General features: G+C 37.2%; 13 protein-coding genes. 5 read left to right on the forward strand and 8 right to left on the reverse strand.

Features of this window, described 5'->3' with window-relative positions; genetic code table 11:
* Nucleotides 1-16: 16 nt before the first annotated feature.
* The 4 genes from I600_RS14595 to I600_RS14610 form a co-directional block, all read right to left on the reverse strand.
* On the reverse strand, nt 17-1,339 hold the full coding sequence (locus I600_RS14595; RefSeq protein WP_236973451.1) for a NupC/NupG family nucleoside CNT transporter: 1,323 nt from the start codon (nt 1,337-1,339) through the stop codon (nt 17-19).
* A 155-nt stretch (nt 1,340-1,494) separates the two neighbouring features.
* Entirely contained in the window at nt 1,495-2,124 is a 630-nt protein-coding gene (locus I600_RS14600) for a bifunctional nuclease family protein (RefSeq protein ID WP_058105291.1), read from the reverse strand.
* Nucleotides 2,125-2,208: 84 nt separating this feature from the next.
* On the reverse strand, nt 2,209-3,177 hold the full coding sequence (locus tag I600_RS14605; RefSeq protein ID WP_058105292.1) for an electron transfer flavoprotein subunit alpha/FixB family protein: 969 nt from the start codon (nt 3,175-3,177) through the stop codon (nt 2,209-2,211).
* Between the two features lie 40 nt (nt 3,178-3,217).
* Nucleotides 3,218-3,958, reverse strand: a complete 741-nt coding sequence (locus tag I600_RS14610) for an electron transfer flavoprotein subunit beta/FixA family protein (protein WP_058105293.1) — start codon at nt 3,956-3,958, stop codon at nt 3,218-3,220.
* A gap of 172 nt (nt 3,959-4,130) precedes the next feature.
* Here I600_RS14610 and I600_RS14615 point away from each other — a divergent pair, with 172 nt between their 5' ends.
* From I600_RS14615 to I600_RS14630, 4 genes are all read left to right on the forward strand, one after another.
* Nucleotides 4,131-5,108: a pyruvate dehydrogenase complex E1 component subunit beta gene (locus I600_RS14615; RefSeq protein WP_058105294.1), complete on the forward strand. Its 978-nt coding sequence runs from the start codon at nt 4,131-4,133 to the stop codon at nt 5,106-5,108.
* Nucleotides 5,109-5,215: 107 nt separating this feature from the next.
* Nucleotides 5,216-7,717 (forward strand): DUF5686 family protein, encoded by a 2,502-nt coding sequence (locus I600_RS14620; RefSeq protein ID WP_058105295.1) that lies wholly within the window; start codon nt 5,216-5,218, stop codon nt 7,715-7,717.
* A gap of 73 nt (nt 7,718-7,790) precedes the next feature.
* On the forward strand, nt 7,791-8,318 hold the full coding sequence (locus I600_RS14625; protein ID WP_058105296.1) for an inorganic diphosphatase: 528 nt from the start codon (nt 7,791-7,793) through the stop codon (nt 8,316-8,318).
* 112 nt (nt 8,319-8,430) lie between these two features.
* A complete protein-coding gene (locus I600_RS14630; protein ID WP_058105297.1) occupies nt 8,431-10,857 on the forward strand; it encodes a sodium-translocating pyrophosphatase in 2,427 nt (808 codons plus the stop codon).
* 55 nt (nt 10,858-10,912) lie between these two features.
* Here the strand turns inward: I600_RS14630 and I600_RS14635 are convergent, their stop codons facing one another.
* The gene (locus I600_RS14635; RefSeq protein WP_058105298.1) at nt 10,913-11,617 is read right to left on the reverse strand and encodes an energy transducer TonB; all 705 of its coding nucleotides are present in this window, start codon (nt 11,615-11,617) and stop codon (nt 10,913-10,915) included.
* Nucleotides 11,618-11,830: 213 nt separating this feature from the next.
* On the opposite strand from I600_RS14635, the gene I600_RS14640 reads away from it, so the two are divergent.
* Complete coding sequence (locus I600_RS14640) at nt 11,831-12,856, forward strand: App1 family protein (protein ID WP_317038737.1); 1,026 nt, start codon at nt 11,831-11,833, stop codon at nt 12,854-12,856.
* 3 nt (nt 12,857-12,859) lie between these two features.
* On the opposite strand, the gene I600_RS14645 is transcribed toward I600_RS14640, so the two are convergent.
* Genes I600_RS14645 through I600_RS14655 form a run of 3 tightly spaced genes read right to left on the reverse strand, consistent with a single transcriptional unit; the run spans nt 12,860 to nt 15,058 of the window.
* Nucleotides 12,860-13,459, reverse strand: a complete 600-nt coding sequence (locus tag I600_RS14645) for an aminotransferase class IV (protein WP_058105300.1) — start codon at nt 13,457-13,459, stop codon at nt 12,860-12,862.
* Complete coding sequence (locus tag I600_RS14650) at nt 13,443-14,417, reverse strand: aminodeoxychorismate synthase component I (RefSeq protein WP_058105301.1); 975 nt, start codon at nt 14,415-14,417, stop codon at nt 13,443-13,445. Before I600_RS14650 ends, I600_RS14645 begins: the two co-directional genes overlap by 17 nt.
* 26 nt (nt 14,418-14,443) lie before the next feature.
* Nucleotides 14,444-15,058, reverse strand: coding sequence for a deoxynucleoside kinase (locus I600_RS14655; RefSeq protein WP_058105302.1), 615 nt, complete (start codon nt 15,056-15,058; stop codon nt 14,444-14,446).
* Between the last annotated feature and the right edge of the window lie 23 nt (nt 15,059-15,081).

The raw sequence follows: 15,081 nt of genomic DNA on the forward strand, positions 1-15,081 counted from the left end.
ATTATGGCAAGATCGCTTATCCTAAAATCATGCCCGCAATTGTGGCAGAAAGTAAAGAAGCCAATGATCCGCCCAAAACAGCTTTCATTCCAAATTCAGATAGAGTCTTTCTTTGCCCTGGTGCTAAGGATCCAATACCACCGATTTGAATACCTATTGATGCAAAATTTGCAAAACCACATAACATATACGTAGCCATTATTACAGACTTGTTATACGTTAAATTGGCACCTGTGGTAATATCTTTTAATTCTGCTAATTGAATGTAGCCTACAAATTCACTTGCTACCAACTTTATGCCCAGTAACTGCCCCATTAGCATAATATCCTCATTGGCAACACCTATGAGCCACATTAAAGGAGCGAAAATAGTACCAAGTATAGCTTCTAGTGAAAACTTTGAATATGAGGTGTTATCAGCAATCCAACCATTAAGATTGGTCAAGTCCCCAGTCCATTCCAATATACCGTTGACCATGGCGATAATAGCAACAAATACCAAAAGCATGGCGCCTACATTCACAGCAAGTTTTAAGCCTTCTGTTGTACCGTTAGCAATAGCATCAAGAACATTGGCACCAATTTTTTCCGAAGAAACGTGTACATCGCTGTTAACTTCTTCGGTTTGAGGATATAACATTTTGGAGATAACAATAGCGCCAGGGGCTGCCATAACGGATGCTGCCAACAAATGTTTGGCAAAAACTAATTGTAATATTTCGTCTTCGCCACCTAAAAAACCTATGTATGCTGCCAATACTGCACCGGCAACTGTAGCCATGCCACCGATCATAACCAGTAGAATTTCTGAACGTGTCATCTTTTCTAAATAGGCCTTTATTAGAAGTGGGGCTTCGGTTTGACCAAGAAAAATATTTCCTGCGACCGAAAGACTTTCCGGTCCAGATATGCCCAATGTTTTTGAAAGTGCCCAAGCAAGCCACTTTACCACTTTTTGTATCAGTCCTAAGTAGAACAATAGCGATGTTAATGCAGAGAAAAATATAATTGTTGGTAATACTTGAAAAGCAAAAATATATCCAAAAGTACCAGTGTCTACTACAAGCCCCTCAAAAAGAAACTTGCTGCCGGCACGTGTAAATTCTAAAATACTCACAAAAATTTTACCAATTTGTTCAAAAACTAACTGTACAAAAGGCACTTTTAAAACTCCAATAGCAATGACCAATTGTAATACCAGACCAATACCTACCGTTTTCCAATTAATGGCCTTTCTGTTTGAACTGAATAAAAAAGCTAATAGTAAAAGAACCAGCATACCTAAAATGCCTCTTCCGAGACTGTTGAGACTAAACCCTTCGTTGATTTCCATGTCCATTACATTGTTAGCGGAAACGTCTTCAACCAAAGTAGTATCGGTTGCGTTTTCTACTGGTATGGTTACGTCTACGTCTTGAGCAAATGTAATTGTGGTAAGAATTAGTGCAAAAAATAGCAGCCATTTGCCCTTTTTCATAAACTATAATTTAATGTTTAATTGCGTTTAGAGATTTCATCTCTCAGTTTTGCCGCTTTTTCGTAGTCTTCGTTGGTGACCGCCTTTTTTAATTCAGCCTCAAGTTCTTCAATGGTTAGTTCAGTGTAGCCATCGGTAGCACCAGAATCTATCTCAACCGTTTCACCTTCCTGTAGTATTTCATCTACCATAATGCTGTCGTCACTTTCTTTCTGGTCTTTCTCTTTAGAGGAAAACTTCAAGAATATACCTGCCTTGTCCAAAATGGTTTTATAGGTGAAAATCGGGGCGTTAAAGCGTAGTGCCAAGGCAATGGCATCACTGGTTCTTGCATCAATAATTTCTTCTATACCATCTCTTTCGCAAATTATGCTAGAATAGAATACCCCATCTACCAATTTATGGATAATGACTTGTTTGATTACGATATCAAACCTATCTGAAAAGTTTTTAAACAAGTCGTGTGTAAGCGGTCTTGGGGGTTTTATTTCTTTCTCTAGGGCTATGGCTATAGACTGTGCTTCAAAAGCACCAATAACAATTGGTAACTTTCTGTCACCCTCAACCTCGTTCAAAATAAGTGCGTATGCACCATTTTGAGTTTGACTGTAAGAGATTCCTTTTATTTTTAATCGTACTAGACTCATAGATTTTAAACTAAAAAAGGCTGTTCGAATACTTGGGCTCCAATTATCCGAACAGCCCTTTAAGGGGCACAAAATAACAAAAATTTAGCCGTTTTGTGCTTTAAAATCCTTTAATTTTTCAATCAATTGAGGAACTACTTCAAAGGCATCTCCAACAATTCCATAATCTGCAGCTTTAAAGAAAGGAGCTTCAGGGTCGTTGTTGATGACAACTTTGGTTTTAGAGGCACTTACACCGGCTAAATGTTGAATGGCTCCGGATATACCAATGGCAATGTACAAGTTACTGGCAACCGGCTTTCCTGTTTGTCCAACGTGTTCACCATGAGGTCTCCAGCCAAGATCTGAAACAGGTTTGGAGCAAGCTGTAGCGGCGCCTAGTACATCTGCCAATTCTTCTATCATTCCCCAGTTTTCCGGTCCTTTAAGACCTCTACCTGCAGAAACTACGATATCGGCATCGGCAATGGTTGCTTTACCAACAACCTTATCTACTTCAATGGATTTTGTGTCATTGGTAATGCCATCGGTAGCGGCGCTAAATTCTTCGACCGAAACATCTGTACTGTTTTCGTGAGCGCCAAACGCATTATTTGATACACCAACAATTTTAATATCGGTATCTATTTGTGTGTGTGCAAAGCCTTTATTACTGAAAGCAGTTCTTTTGACCATAAATGGTGAAGTGCTTTCTGGAGCTTGAACTACATTAGGTGCGTAGCCTGCAGATAATTTAGCGGACAATAGTGGCGCTAAATACTTGGTATCTGTGCTAGAACTTAAGATGACCACTTTGGCATCTGTACTTTTTACGGCTTCGGCTATGGTTGTTGCGTAAGCGCCTGCGTTAAATGTTGCAAGAGCCTCGTCTTTCACGTTCAACACCTTGGAAACCCCGTAGTTTCCTAAACTATCGTTTTCTTCGCTGTTGAATGATATTGCCGTGACGGTAGTGCCCATCATTTTGGCAACTTCAGCGGCGTAAGAAGCTACTTCGAACGCATTCTTCTTAAATTTTCCTTTTTCTGATTCTGTATATACTAAAACTGACATCTTTTCTTTTGTTTTTAATGTTTACCTAATAAAAAGGTGATTAAATGACTTTTGCTTCATTGTGCAATAAATCAACCAATTGATCTACACTATCGGCTAGTTTAACTTGACCTTTAGGAGCTGGTTTGTCGAATTTTTTATCCTCGGTTGCTTTAAGAGCATCAACAGGCTCAACCACGGTAAGGCTCTTTTTTCTTGCCATCATGATACCTCTCATATTAGGTATACGAAGATCACTTTCCTCTACAAGTCCTTTTTGGCCACCAACTACTAATGGTAAACTACTTGTCAATTTTTCTTTTCCACCATCAATTTCCCTAACTGCGGTAACATTGTCACCATCAATTTCAAGGCTAATACAAGAGTTGATGAAATTCATGTTCGTTAACGATGCCAAAATTCCAGGCACCATTCCGCCATTGTAATCAATAGATTCTCTACCGCCGATTACTAGATCGTAACCACCATTCTTAACCACTTCGGCTAATTGTTGGGCTACCGAGAAACCATCTGTAGGTTCGGTATTTATTCTAAAAGCTTCATCTGCTCCAATAGCCAGTGCTTTACGCATTGTAGGTTCAACACTTGGTCCTCCAACAGTTGCAATATGTACTGATGCACCTTGTTTTTCTTTGAACCACATAGCTCTGGTCAGTCCAAATTCATCATTTGGGTTAATTACGAACTGTACACCATTGGTGTCAAATTTAGTATCGCCATCCGTAAAATTAATTTTGGACGTCGTATCTGGAACATTACTTATACAAACTAATATCTTCATGAGTAAAAACTTTATATCTAATGGTGACGAAGATAGCTAATAAAATCCAAATTTACTATGCATGCATAGTAAATTTTATAACTTTTTTTAAATCTGGCATTCTATTTTTTGATATTATATTTCCTATTTTTGCTTGCTTTCTAGCATTTAACAAAGAATAATTTTACCATACATGAAAACACTACAATTTAGGCAAGCAATAGCCGAGGCCATGTCCGAAGAAATGAGGAGGGATGAATCTATCTATTTGATGGGTGAAGAAGTAGCGGAATATAATGGCGCATACAAGGCTTCTAAAGGAATGTTGGATGAATTTGGTCCAAAAAGGGTAATTGATACTCCGATCTCCGAGCTTGGTTTTGCTGGTATAGGGGTTGGTTCCACAATGACGGGGAACAGACCTATAATAGAATTCATGACCTTCAATTTTGCTTTGGTAGGTATTGATCAAATAATCAATAATGCTGCCAAGATCAGACAAATGTCCGGTGGTCAGTTTCCTTGCCCTATTGTATTTAGAGGGCCAACTGCATCTGCAGGTCAATTAGCGGCAACGCATTCACAAGCGTTTGAAAGTTGGTATGCCAATTGTCCAGGGCTTAAAGTGGTTGTACCATCTAACCCTGCCGATGCAAAAGGATTATTAAAAGCTGCCATTAGAGATGACGATCCGGTTATTTTTATGGAGTCTGAGCAAATGTATGGTGATAAAGGTGAAGTTCCAGAAGGTGATTATACCATTCCATTAGGTGTTGCGGATATTCGTAGAGAAGGTAAAGATGTTACCATAGTTTCTTTTGGTAAGATCATTAAAGAGGCGGATAAGGCTGCCGATGAATTGGAAAAGGATGGCATTAGTTGTGAAATAATAGATTTACGTACTGTAAAGCCATTGGATTACGAAGCTATTTTAAAATCAGTAAAGAAGACCAATAGATTGGTCATCTTAGAGGAGGCTTGGCCGTTTGGTAACGTAGCAACAGAGGTTACGTATCACGTTCAGGCGCATGCATTTGATTATTTAGATGCTCCTATTGTAAAAATAAATACGGCAGATACACCTGCGCCTTATTCTCCGGTATTATTGGAGGAGTGGTTGCCTAATCACAAAGATGTGGTAAACGCTGTTAAAAAAGTTTTATACAAATAAGATAAAGATATTGTAAAGTACCTTAGCTTCTCCGACCAAGTCTGGAGAAGCTTTTTTTATTGGTATGCTATTTGCCACAAAACAATATTATTGAACTACGTATTTTAATGAGAGGGATATTTTTTATAATCTTAAGTCTAAGCTTTTTTATGCTGCAGGGGCAAACCAAAATTGGTGGCATGGTTGTAGACGAGCAAGGTGAGCCTGTATCCTTTGCCAATGTATTCTTTAAAAATTCTACAGAAGGCACCATAACCAATGATGATGGTAGGTTCTATTTGGAATCTGAAAATGATTATAATACGGTAATTATATCTTTTATCGGTTATACCGAATATGAGCTTGAATTAAAAAACAAAGTCTCTTATGACCTGAAAATCACCATGGTCGAAGCTGCTGAGCAGTTAAATGAGGTGGTGCTAATATCGGGTAAGCAATCTAAAAAGAATAATCCGGCAGTCGATATCCTTAGAAAAATCTGGGCAAAAAAACGTCAGAATGGAGTTCGCCAGTTTGATCAATATGCTTTTGATAAGTATGAAAAGGTAGAATTTGATTTAAATACCATTGACAGCGCCCTAATTAAAAGTAAAGTGTTTAAAGGTCTAGAATTTGTTTTTCAAGATTTGGATACCTCACGTATTACGGGTAAAACCTATTTGCCAATTTTCTTGAACGAGACTTTTTCTAAAGTCTATGGCGATAATAAGATCAAGGAAGAGAAAGAAGATGTTCTAGGGAATAAAAATTCAGGTTTTGAAAATAATCAAGCAATAATAGCTTTTGTAAAGGATTTGTATCAAGAATACGATGTCTATAACAACTACCTTAAATTTTTCGATAAAAGTTTTACGAGTCCTTTGTCCAAAACTGGGGTAGATGTCTATAACTATGCGCTAAGGGACAGTGCGTTTATTGATAACAAGTGGTGTTATAATATTGTATACTATCCTCGCCGTAAAAATGAATTGACCTTTAAGGGAGATTTTTGGGTAAATGATTCTACTTGGGCGATAAAGAATATTAATTTACAGGTAACCAAAAGTGCCAACATTAACTGGGTAAAAGAAATTTACATTGAACAAGATTTCGATGTAGTCAACGACTCTGTATTTCTTTTAAAAAGAGATTATATGTTGAGCGACTTTAGTTTCAATAAAAAGGAGGAGTCTAAAGGACTTTATGGTAAAAGAACTACGGTGTATGATAATTACGAATTCAATAAGCCAAAGCCAAAGGAAGCATATAGAAAAGATCGTAACCCCTTAGATGTTACCCAAATTATCAAGGATGATGAGTTTTGGCAAAAAAACAGATTGGAAAGCTTAAATAAAGACGAACAGGGTATTTATAAATTGCTTGACACCTTGAAGACGGTGCCAAAATTCAAGACTTATTATAATCTGGTCAGCATATTGGGGTCTGGTTATGTTGAGGTCGATAAATGGAATTTGGACCTGGGTTCGGTATATGATTTTTTTGGGTACAATAATGCCGAAGGTGCTAGGGTTAGACTTGGTGCTAGAACGTATTTTGGCCAAAATGACCTATGGCGTATAGAAGGGTATACGGCATATGGGTTTAAGGATCACAAGTTCAAACATGGCTTGGCGGGTAAAATGCTCATCGATAAAAACAGTAGACTGATCATTTCTGGGGGGAATAGAAGGGATATAGAGCAACTTGGGGTTAGTTTGACCGCTACTAATGATGTTTTAGGGCGTAGCATAGCATCATCATCTTTATTGACAGTAGGTGCTAATAACAGGTTGACGAATATCAACCTAAGTGCATTGAATTTTGAAATAGAGCCGTTAACCAATTTAAAACTCTCCGTGGGTGGTACATTTAGAACCTTGAGTTCTGCCTTGCCCGGTGATTTTAGTTTAGATTATGTAGATCCTGAATCTCCAACAGGTGTTTCGTCAGAAATACGACAGTTTGATTTTAATGCTCTTTTATTATATACCCCGGGTAAGAAAACCATTGGCTTTGGAGTTGAGCGTAGAGATGTCAATGATACCTATAGCACTATTTTACTGAATTATACCAAGGGAACCAAAGACGTTCTTGATAGTGATTTTGATTACAGTAAGTTACAGTTTTCATATAGTCAACCTTGGCAATTGGGCGGATTTGGTAGATTGCTAAGTACGGTAGAGTTGGGTAAAACCTTTGGTGAGGTGCCTTTGGGCTTGCTGAGTGTGGTGCCGGGTAACCAGACCTTTTTCTCTAATTATGGAACATTTCCAAATTTAGATTTCTATGAATTTGTGACAGATACCTATGCTGCAGTACATTTGCAACATAATTTTAATGGAAGGTTCTTTTCAAGGATTCCATTTTTAAGAAAGTTCAATTTAAGGGAATTAGTGGCTATACGCGGAGTGTGGGGAGATTTGTCTGATGAGAACATAGCGTTGAGTGCTCCTGCTACCGTAAATACACCTTTAATGGCACCATCGGAAAAAGTATATTATGAGTATTCTTTTGGAATTGGAAATATTTTCAAGGTATTTAGATTGGACTTCAATTTTAGGGGAAACTATTTAGAGAATCCAGATGCTAGAAAGTTTGGTGTAACAGGAACTTTTGGATTTGTCTTTTAATTCAGCTAATTTTTACAATTATAACAACTAAGCAACGTTTCAATACAAACTATAAATTAAACAACTTTTAAATATGGCTACAGAAAAAGGACTAACCTTTGATGTTTTAATAGAAATTCCGAAAGGAAGTAGAAACAAGTATGAATACGATTTTGATCTACATAAAATTCGTTTTGATCGTATGTTGTTTTCTTCAATGATGTACCCAGGGGATTACGGATTTATTCCAGAAACCTTGGCTTTGGACAAAGATCCATTAGATGTTTTGGTAATGGGTACGGAACCTGTTTATCCAATGACGGTAATGGAAGTAAAACCTATAGGTGTTTTCCATATGACAGATGAAAAAGGACCAGATGAAAAAATAATCTGTGTACCGGTTTCTGATCCAATATGGAGTAACAATAATGATATTAGCGACCTAAATCCGCATAGATTAAAAGAAATTGAGCATTTCTTTCAAGTATACAAAGATTTAGAGGAGAAAAAAGTAGATACCGGTGGATGGAGCAATGCGGAGAAAGCCGTTGAAATTTACCACGAATGTGTAGAAAGATATGATAAGAGCGAGCACAAGGCAAAGCGAACTTTTATGATATAAATAATATTTTACTTCATTTAAGCCACTTTTCATAAAGAAAAGTGGCTTTTTTTATTCTATTCTAATTTACTACATTAGTCAGATAAATTTCTAACAACTAACAACAGATTAAATGGAGTCAACAATGATTTACATGCCAATTCTTATGGCAGTACTAGGCCTAATTTACATGGGTATTAAAAGATCTTGGGTATTAAAACAACATGCCGGAGATGGAAAAATGAAAGAAATATCAGATTATATCTATGAAGGGGCTTTGGCTTTCTTAAGTGCTGAATATAAACTTTTATCAATTTTTGTGGTTATAGTGAGTGTTTTACTTGCAATTGTTTCTTTTGTTGTCCCAACAACACATTGGCTAATTGTAATCTCCTTTGTATTTGGAGCTATATTTTCTGCATATGCAGGTAATATTGGAATGAAAATAGCAACAAAGACCAATGTGCGTACTACACAGGCGGCACGTACTAGTTTGCCAAATGCATTAAAAATTTCTTTTGGCGGTGGTACGGTTATGGGACTTGGTGTAGCCGGCTTGGCCGTATTGGGACTTACCATATTCTTTATTGCCTTTTTTCAGTTTTTTATGGGGGGCGTTTGGACATCTACTATGGATATGACCATAGTGTTGGAAACTCTTGCAGGTTTCTCTTTAGGTGCAGAATCAATTGCATTGTTTGCTCGTGTAGGCGGTGGTATTTATACGAAAGCTGCTGATGTTGGTGCAGATTTGGTAGGTAAAGTAGAAGCAGGTATTCCTGAGGATGACCCTAGGAACCCGGCTACTATTGCTGATAACGTGGGTGATAACGTTGGTGATGTTGCCGGTATGGGAGCTGATCTATTCGGGTCTTACGTGGCAACGGTACTGGCTGCAATGGTTTTGGGTAATTATGTAATTAAAGATATGGGCGGTAGTATTTCTGATGCTTTTGGCGGAATTGGTCCAATTCTGTTGCCAATGGCAATTGCGGGTGCTGGAATTATCATATCCATAATTGGTACTATGCTCGTTAAAATAAAAGATAATGAGGCGAAAGAAGCTCAGGTAATGGGTGCTTTGAACATTGGTAATTGGACATCTATTGTTTTAGTTGCCATTTCCTGTTTTGCCTTGGTAACATGGATGTTGCCCGAAACCATGAAAATGGAATTTTTTGGTGAGGGATTAATTGAGATTTCATCTATGCGCGTATTCTATGCCACCTTGGTAGGTTTGGTGGTAGGTGCCGTAATTTCTTCGGTAACTGAATATTATACGGGGTTGGGTAAATCCCCAATTTTAAAAATAGTTCAACAGTCAAGTACAGGTGCCGGTACAAACATTATTGCAGGTTTGGCAACGGGTATGATCTCTACTTTTCCATCTGTTCTTTTGTTCGCTGGTGCAATATGGGCATCATATGCCTTTGCGGGGTTTTACGGTGTTGCCTTGGCGGCATCTGCAATGATGGCGACAACTGCTATGCAGTTGGCTATTGACGCTTTTGGACCAATATCTGATAATGCAGGGGGTATTGCCGAGATGAGTGAGCAAGAACCAATTGTGAGGGAAAGAACCGATATTTTAGATTCTGTAGGAAATACCACTGCCGCAACCGGTAAAGGATTTGCCATTGCATCCGCAGCGTTAACTTCTTTGGCATTATTTGCTGCTTACGTTACGTTTACAGGAATTGATGGCATCAACATTTTCAAAGCTCCGGTTTTGGCAATGTTGTTCGTTGGTGGTATGGTACCGGTAGTATTCTCTGCTTTGGCGATGAATGCCGTGGGTAAGGCCGCTATGGAAATGGTACATGAGGTTAGAAGGCAGTTTAAGGATATACCTGGTATTATGGAAGGTACGGGTAAGCCGGAATATGATAAATGTGTGGCAATTTCTACTCAGGCTTCTTTAAAAGAAATGATGTTGCCGGGTCTGTTGACAATAGGTTTTCCATTGGTTATTGCTTTTGCTCCATTATTGTTCGGAATGAACAAATTGGCCATTGCGGAAATGTTGGGAGGCTACATGGCCGGTGTAACAGTTTCCGGAGTGTTATGGGCAATTTTTCAGAATAATGCTGGTGGTGCCTGGGACAATGCTAAGAAATCTTTTGAAGCCGGTGTAGAAATTAATGGGGAAATGACCTATAAAGGTTCAGAAGCTCATAAGGCAGCTGTAACTGGTGATACTGTCGGTGATCCATTTAAAGATACTTCTGGGCCGTCAATGAATATCTTGATTAAATTAACCTGTTTGATCGGCTTGGTCATTGCACCAATCTTAGGCGGACATACAGAAGATGGAGTTGCTATGGTGAACAATACAAAAGAAGTGACAATAGAAATGAATGTTGAAAGTGAACAATTGGCAGAGGCCATTGTGACTTATGCTACAACTGTTGATGGGGAATTGGTTACGGAAGAAGTTGTTTACAGCGGAACTAAGAGCGAAGTCGAAGAAAAGCTGAAGGCATTTGAAAAGGCTACCATTGAAAAGAAGGGTACGGCAACCGAAATAACTATTGAAAAAGTGGAGGTCAATAAACAATAATTCCCCGCTTTATATATAAAACCATCAGCTAGGCTGATGGTTTTTTGTTTTTAAACTATTCTAGTTTAAATGTAATTGGTATGGCAAAAGAAACCTTTACGGCAGAGCCTCTTTGTTTACCTGGTGTCATTTTAGGTAGTTTAGATAAAATTCTTACGGCTTCTTTTTCTAGTACATCGTGCGGACCTCTTTTTTGAATAGCGCCGATGGTACCATCGTTGTTAATCATGAACTGAGTATTTACTCTACCTTGAATTCCCATTTCTTGAGCTAGCTCTGGGTAGCGGAAGTTTTTACGAATGTGTTTTTGCATCATTTCATTGAAGCAGGCGCGTTTGTCTTCTGCACTTTCACAACCAGGAAATATAGGAACCTCTTCAATAGTTGTCCAAATTACTTTTACTTCTTCTGGTTCTTCAATAACTTCAAAATCAGAGGGGTCTACAATTTCCGTGTCGGTGTCAACTTCACTTGCAATAACCTCAGTTTCGATTATGGGTTCATCATCTTCTATGATCTCTATTTCAATAGGTAAGACCTTTGGTTTTGGTGGTGGGGTTGCCTTTAACTCAATAATAGTCGCTTCTTCAATAATGGAATCATCAACCTTGTTCAGGGCTACATCTATTTGATTGATGGGGTCAAAGGATTTCCATTCCAAGGCGGTGTATACCATGGCTAGTACTAACAATAGTCCAATCACGAAGAATGTTCCGCTTTTTTTGTTTAGATCTTTTTGTGGATTCTTTTTTGGTCTCATAATCTTACATTTTTTTTGACTTGTGTGAACAAGACAGGTTATTTTTCCTTTTACTTGTTTAAAAGTATAGCATAGGTGTTGCCGCTAAAATGAGCAATGAGCTAACCCTTGTTTTGAATGAGTGAACGGTCTAAAAAAAAATATATTCAAAAGTTTAATGGCTTTGATTGACTGGTATTTTGATAATTCTTGAAATAAATATTTTAAAGGTTGTTGAAAGACCGTAATTTTAACGCCATGGGTATTTTTAAGAAAGATAAACTTCAGATCATCAACTTTCAGTCTTATGGGAGTGCTACTCGTTTGTATGTAAGGGGTAGAGCGATTGAAGATGAAAATATCGATTTGGATCAAAAAGGGATTTTCAATTTAATGAAGAATACCTGGAAACGTTTTGAGACCGATGAAATTAAAAATGCACCAATAAAGATTACTTTTTCAAATGGCAACACGGTGCAAGGTGTTACTGATAATGATGGGTATTATTTAATTGATGAGAATATTGAAGGACTGCAAAATTTGGCAAATGAAGAAGGTTGGGTCAAATTTGAGTTATCATTTAGTAATACCAAATTAAAAAGGGAGATTCTTTTACAGAATAGGTTTCCTGGAGAAATGCTAATACCCAGTGCTAATGCAAAATTTGGGGTAATCAGTGATATAGATGATACCATTTTGCATACCGGTGTAGTATCTTCTTTAAAATGGAAGGTTATTATAAATACCATGTTCAAAAGGGCTACAAAACGTTCTCAATTGGAAGGAGCTTCGGATTTTTATACAAAATTGCATTTAGGCAAATCTGGAGATGAAGCCAACCCTATTTTTTACGTAAGCCATAGCCCATGGAACTTATACAGGTATTTGGAACTCTTTTTAAAGACTAACAATTTCCCTAAAGGTCCGGTTCTTTTACGAAGTATGGCAAGTTTTAAAATGCGAAAGAAGAGTGATGAAAAACCGCAAAAACAAAAGGAAATCAGCAATTTGCTCATGTCTTATCCCAATTTGCCATTTATTTTAATTGGTGATAGTGGTGAAAAAGATGGTGATATCTATCAAGAAATATCAACTCTATTTCCGGGCAGGATAAAAGCTATTTATTTGCGTAGCGTAAATCATTCCAAACGTATGGCACGAATAGAAAATCTCTTTGCGGATTTTAAGGATATTCCATTTTTAATGGTCAATAAAACTGAGGAAGCCATACAGCACGCCAAGAAAAACGGATTTATATAAGGTTTAATTCTTTATTTTTTTGATAGGGATCCATCTGGTGTCATCAAAATCATTTAGAGCATTGATCAATTGAAAGCTTTTAAAATGTTGTAGATCGGCCCTTGTAATTCTTTTTTCCGTTATTTTATTTTCATCTAATAACCTAGCTCTACAAGTACCTTCAAGTAAAGGGGTGGAAGGGGTTACAATATGTTCGCCATCGATCAATAGAATGTTAGCGTAAGAGGCATCGGTAATAAATCCGTTCTTAACGATCAAAACATCATCACATTGGTCACGTAGCTTAAAAAGGTTGTTCAATTTTTTACGATTGTTTCTTTTAACGGCGTATGAAATAGTATCATCATTAACCAATTGAAGAGAGGTGGGTATGCTATTTTTATATTCGGAAATAGAGAAACGGGTACCGTGCTGTTTATAGCCAATACGCAACTTGTATTTTAATGTATTGTCTAAGTTGGTGAGGTGAATACCATCAAATAAAGAATAGGTAGGGTGGGTTTTATATTGTTGCATGTAAGAAGCTCTAAATCTAGCTTCGTGGTATTGTTCGTTTTTAATTTCACTATTTTCTATACAAACAGATTCAAATAATGGGTACATATATTTTTTCTAAAAGTTCGTGATATTCTTCTTCCATCTCGCTAAGGTGGGTTATACCGCCACCACTTTTGTAGAAAAGCGTATCGTTAATTTTTTCAATAAATCGAATGCTGACCGCACTATCGATTTGTTGTCCGTCGAAAACCCCAAAAATTCCCGTGTAAAATCCACGTGGTGTTATTTCTGCCTTTGAGATAATTTCCAAAGTTTTCTTTTTAGGAGCCCCACTAATTGATCCTGCGGGTAATGTTTTTAATAGTAATGTGGCAAATTCGTCTTTCCAGTGTTTAGGGAGCTCTCCCTGTATTTCCGTGCTGGTTTGTAGTAATTCTTGATCTCCTTTTTTAATTTTATCTACATACCTAAATTTATTTACCCTAACCTTTTTGGCGATCATAGAAAGATCATTTCTAATTAGATCAACAATGGTGTTATGCTCGTAAAGCTCTTTTTTATTGGATAACAACAACTCTTTGGCATTGGGTATATTGCTGTTGATCGTACCTTTCATTGGATAAGAGAATATGTTGTCCTCCTTTATTTTAAGATAACACTCAGGTGAAAAAACAACAAATTTATCTTTATATAAAAGCTTATACGGCGCATGCGCTTTTTGGTAAATCTCTTTTAATTCTAACGGGGTGTCAAGCGCCGTTGGAAAGGTAAGGTTTAATAAAAAGCTATTACCTGTTTTTAACTCATGTTTTACTGTTGAAAAAGCCTCATTGTAAATTTCTTCTGAAACCAATGTTGGTTTCAGGTCAAAATTTAATTTTTCTAAAGATGAAGATGCTAGATTTCCATCATTACCGTTTCCTTTTATATTGAAAAAGATATTTTCGTTAGCAGCTTCTTCAAACGTAAAAACCTGTTTCGTTGTTTTGTCAAAATCTATGATAAATAAAAAGGGAACTCCATCTTGAAGAAAGCGGGTAACTTTATGTTCAAAATTTTCCAATGGTTTCGGGCTTTGCAAAAATGAACCTAAAATAGACCGTTGATTTGAGCGTCAATTTTATTGAGAATACTTCCTAAATCTTCAGGATTGTCCACAAAATCCAAATCATCTACATCAATGATCAATAAATTGCCTTTGTTATAGCCATGTATCCAAGCTTCGTAACGTTCGTTCAACCTGCTCAAATAGTCAATGGAAATGGTGTTTTCATATTCCCTGCCTCTCTTATGAATTTGTTTTACCAAATTAGGTATAGAGCTGCGTAGGTAAATTAGAAGGTCTGGTGGATCTACCAGGCTTTCCATTAGATCGAATAAACTAGAGTAATTTTGAAAATCCCTATTGGTCATAAGGCCCATAGCGTGTAAGTTGGGCGCAAAAATATGTGCATCCTCGTAAATGGTCCTATCCTGTATAATTTCTTTACCGCTTTCCTTGATCTGTAAAATTTGGCGGTATCTACTATTTAAAAAGTAAATCTGGAGGTTAAAGCTCCAACGTTCCATTTGATTATAAAAATCATCTAAATAAGGGTTCTCTACTACATCTTCAAAATGAGCTTCCCAATTATAATGTTTTGCAAGTAATCTGGTTAGGGTCGTTTTTCCTGCACCGATATTTCCGGCAACTGCTATGTGCATAGAATTAAATTGATTAATGGTTG

Source organism: Maribacter dokdonensis DSW-8 (assembly GCF_001447995.1).
In the GTDB taxonomy this organism is placed as follows: domain Bacteria; phylum Bacteroidota; class Bacteroidia; order Flavobacteriales; family Flavobacteriaceae; genus Maribacter; species Maribacter dokdonensis.

What these genes read in the sequence shown, in the direction of transcription:
- I600_RS14620 (WP_058105295.1), top strand. Translation starts at nt 5,216, where the DNA reads ATGAGAGGGATATTTTTTATAATCTTAAGTCTAAGCTTTTTTATGCTG.
- I600_RS14645 (WP_058105300.1), bottom strand. Translation starts at nt 13,459, where the DNA reads ATGTACCCATTATTTGAATCTGTTTGTATAGAAAATAGTGAAATTAAA.
- I600_RS14600 (WP_058105291.1), bottom strand. Translation starts at nt 2,124, where the DNA reads ATGAGTCTAGTACGATTAAAAATAAAAGGAATCTCTTACAGTCAAACT.
- I600_RS14605 (WP_058105292.1), bottom strand. Translation starts at nt 3,177, where the DNA reads ATGTCAGTTTTAGTATATACAGAATCAGAAAAAGGAAAATTTAAGAAG.
- I600_RS14635 (WP_058105298.1), bottom strand. Translation starts at nt 11,617, where the DNA reads ATGAGACCAAAAAAGAATCCACAAAAAGATCTAAACAAAAAAAGCGGA.
- I600_RS14625 (WP_058105296.1), top strand. Translation starts at nt 7,791, where the DNA reads ATGGCTACAGAAAAAGGACTAACCTTTGATGTTTTAATAGAAATTCCG.
- I600_RS14610 (WP_058105293.1), bottom strand. Translation starts at nt 3,958, where the DNA reads ATGAAGATATTAGTTTGTATAAGTAATGTTCCAGATACGACGTCCAAA.
- I600_RS14615 (WP_058105294.1), top strand. Translation starts at nt 4,131, where the DNA reads ATGAAAACACTACAATTTAGGCAAGCAATAGCCGAGGCCATGTCCGAA.
- I600_RS14655 (WP_058105302.1), bottom strand. Translation starts at nt 15,058, where the DNA reads ATGCACATAGCAGTTGCCGGAAATATCGGTGCAGGAAAAACGACCCTA.
- I600_RS14595 (WP_236973451.1), bottom strand. Translation starts at nt 1,339, where the DNA reads ATGGACATGGAAATCAACGAAGGGTTTAGTCTCAACAGTCTCGGAAGA.
- I600_RS14630 (WP_058105297.1), top strand. Translation starts at nt 8,431, where the DNA reads ATGGAGTCAACAATGATTTACATGCCAATTCTTATGGCAGTACTAGGC.